The 1,958-nt window shown below is 59.0% G+C and carries 2 protein-coding genes; one reads left to right on the forward strand and one right to left on the reverse strand.

The window, feature by feature from the left end; all coding sequences use genetic code 11:
- The first annotated feature begins 225 nt into the window (after window positions 1–225).
- A complete protein-coding gene (locus F8N85_RS33750; RefSeq protein WP_150806781.1) occupies window positions 226–933 on the forward strand; it encodes a YebC/PmpR family DNA-binding transcriptional regulator in 708 nt (235 codons plus the stop codon).
- Here F8N85_RS33750 and F8N85_RS33755 read toward each other — a convergent pair.
- On the reverse strand, window positions 830–1,958 hold a 1,129-nt coding region (locus tag F8N85_RS33755), incomplete at its 5' end, for a leucine-rich repeat-containing protein kinase family protein (protein WP_150807667.1). The two genes, F8N85_RS33750 and F8N85_RS33755, sit on opposite strands and share 104 nt — an antisense overlap.

Raw genomic sequence — 1,958 nt, forward strand, 5'->3', positions numbered from 1 at the left:
CTTGTGCATCTCATACGCTCTTGCCTTCGATCAGGAGGCAGAGGTTACGAAACGACAGCGGCGAATGGGTGGCCCAAGCGGCTTTTAGGAAAGCCCCTACGACATGAGGCGCAGAAGTCGATCAGTCACTCTACTTTTTGGTCGATTGGTAACTTTATGCCGTATAAACTTGCACAAAGCGTCGGCCAATAGATGTTTCGGCGCCACAGATCAAGAGAGTGAGTAATGGGCGCACAGTGGAAGGTTAAACACAAAGAAGCGGCATCCAATGCCAAGGGCAAGATCTTCGGCAAACTGGTGAAAGAGATCACCATTGCCGCGCGCAACGGCGCGGATACGGCGACTAACGCGCACCTGCGTCTGGTGGTGGAACAGGCGAAAAAAGCCTCGATGCCCCGCGAAACCCTGGAACGCGCGATCAAGAAAGGCTCGGGCCAACTGGGCGAAACCGTTCAGTACCATCGTGTCACATATGAAGGTTTCGCGCCGCATCAGGTCCCGCTCATCGTCGAGTGCGTCACCGACAATATCAACCGCACCGTCGCGGAAATTCGCGTGGCGTTCCGTAAGGGCCAGTTGGGTGCTTCGGGTTCGGTTGCCTGGGATTTCAACCATGTCGGCATGATCGAAGCGTCCCCTGACAGCCCTGATGCAGATCCGGAGATGGCGGCTATCGAGGCCGGCGCTCAGGACTTCGAAGCGGGCGAAGAAGAGGGTACGACGCTGTTCATTACCGAACCAGCCGACCTCGACGCGGTACAAAAGGCATTGCCGGAGCAGGGTTTTACCGTGCTGTCAGCCAAGCTGGGCTACCAGCCGAAAAACCCGGTCAGCGGTTTGAGCGACGCGCAAATGGAAGAAGTCGAAGCCTTCCTCGAAGGCCTCGACAACCACGATGACGTGCAGGACATGTTTGTCGGTCTGGCGGGTTAAGGGGCTTTCTGCAAGAGCTGCGTTGGCTGATAAAGATCGCAGCCTGCAACTCTTCGCCAATTTCTACAAACCCCGGTCGCGCCAGCACCTCTGGCTGACAGCAGTGCCTCTGCAAGGCTTCCAGCTGTTCACGGCTCTCGGCGCTCAATCCCGGCTCGATCCGCTCCAGCAATTCCCCCAGCAGAATCCCGAACGCCCGGACTTCTATGCGTTGCAGGGCGCGGCTCTCGACACTGTCTGATGCAGGGTGAAACGACGCTGCGCCGAAATCCCCCAATAGGCAGTCACCTTCTGTGTTCCACAGAATGTTGTGAGCGTAAAGATCGCCGTGGGTGATGCCCTGCTGGTGCAAGTGCGCGGCGACCGAGGCGATGCCGCAGGCGATTCGCAGCGCCACCGCAACGCTGAACCGGGTGCCGTCTTCATAGACGTCCCGGGTGCAGGAAGCAAGGCTCGGCAGCCCGGCCAGATTGCGGTAGCCGGGATCGATCAGTTGCATCACCAGCCCGGCCCGGGCCTGCGGATGCTCGACGACCCTGCCTTCGACCTTGATCAGATTGGCATGCTGGCCCGCGGTAATGCAGGCATTCATTTCATGCAGGGGTGAACCGTCACTGGTCATGCTGCCCTTGTAGAGCTTCACTGCAACCGTTCGCACAGGTGGCGACGGTTGTTCCCACAGTGCTTGATGAATGACCCCGGACGCGCCTTCACCCAGTGACTGTTGCAGTTGCAGCTGCGACCAGGGAATGTTCGGGGTGGCGTCCAGCGCTGCCAGGTCAATCGCGGATTCCATAGGATTGCCGGCATATGCCAGCCACGTCAGCCGTGGCAGCGACAACAGCCACTGTGGCAGCTCGGTCAGGCGGTTGGCGGCGATCCTGATCAGCTCAAGCTGATGGCACTGGCTCAGGCTTGCCGGCAGTTGCTGCAAGTGGTTGCCCGCGAGCATGAGCTTTTGCAAATGCACTCTTTCGCCCAGCTCGGCAGGTAGCTCATCGATGCAGTTATCGGTCAGGATCAGC

It is taken from the genome of Pseudomonas fluorescens, from assembly GCF_902497875.1.
Lineage (GTDB): Bacteria > Pseudomonadota > Gammaproteobacteria > Pseudomonadales > Pseudomonadaceae > Aquipseudomonas > Aquipseudomonas fluorescens_BR.

What these genes read in the sequence shown, in the direction of transcription:
- F8N85_RS33750 (WP_150806781.1), top strand. Translation starts at nt 226, where the DNA reads ATGGGCGCACAGTGGAAGGTTAAACACAAAGAAGCGGCATCCAATGCC.